At 69.3% G+C, this 651-nt stretch carries 1 protein-coding gene; it reads right to left on the bottom strand.

Going from position 1 to position 651, the window contains the following annotated elements:
• On the bottom strand, window positions 1-651 hold a 651-nt coding region (locus GVL52_RS31560), incomplete at both ends, for a glycine--tRNA ligase subunit beta (protein WP_160012668.1).

Below are 651 nucleotides of genomic sequence, written 5' to 3' on the forward strand. Positions count from 1 at the left end.
CTGCAGTTCGGGGAATTCGCCCACCATGTCGGTCACGAGGTCGGCCTTGGCCAGCTGCGCCGCCTGGTCGGCGTGGCGGGCCAGCTCCACGTCGCCGATCTGCTGCGCGATGGCACGGGCGATGGCGCGCACGCGGTCCACGCGCTCGCCCTGGGTGCCGAGCTGGTTGTGGTAGACCACCTTGGCGAGCGAGGCGACGCGGGATTCGAGCGTCTTCTTGCGGTCCTGGTCGAAGAAGAACTTGGCGTCGGCCAGGCGCGGGCGCACCACGCGCTCGTTGCCGCCGACCACGGCGCTCGCGTCATCCGGGCGGATGTTGCTCACCACCAGGAAGCGGTGCGTGAGCCGGCCTTCGGCGTCGAGCAGCGGGAAGTATTTCTGGTTGGCCTTCATCGTGAGGATGAGGCATTCCTGCGGCACTTCGAGAAATTCCTTCTCGAATTCGCAGACGAGCACGTTCGGGCGTTCGACCAGGGCGGTCACCTCGTCGAGCAGCGCATCGTCCTGGATGGGGTGCACGCCGCCACCCACCTGCGCGGCGGCGGCCTGCAGCTGGCGGACGATCTCGGCGCGGCGCTCGGCGAAGCCGGCGATCACGGCGCCCTCTTCGGCCAGCTGCCCGGCATAGCTGTCGGCGCTGCGCAGCACCAC

The sequence above is a fragment of the Rhizobium sp. 18055 genome (assembly GCF_902706285.1).
Taxonomy (GTDB): Bacteria; Pseudomonadota; Alphaproteobacteria; order Rhizobiales; family Rhizobiaceae; genus Rhizobium.